Annotated in this window: 1 pseudogene; it reads left to right on the top strand. The window is 44.7% G+C overall.

The features are described 5' to 3' along the window. A pseudogene (locus BGK49_RS28255) lies at nucleotides 1-228 on the top strand (IS3 family transposase); the annotation flags it as partial.

Consider the following 228-nt stretch of genomic DNA (forward strand, 5'->3'; position numbering starts at 1 on the left):
AAAAAAGCAACAGCGTATTTTGCACAGGAGTCGCTGAAAAATACGCGTTAATCGAACAATGGCGACAACAATTTCCCATTGAAGCGATGTGTCAGGTATTTGGTGTATCCAGGAGCGGTTATTACAACTGGGTACAGCATGAACCCTCAGACAGAAAACAAAGTGATGAGCGGCTAAAACTGGAGATTAAGGTGGCACATATCCGCACTCGCGAAACATATGGAACCC

This window comes from Shigella sp. FC1544 (assembly GCF_001722145.1).
Lineage (GTDB): Bacteria > Pseudomonadota > Gammaproteobacteria > Enterobacterales > Enterobacteriaceae > Escherichia > Escherichia coli.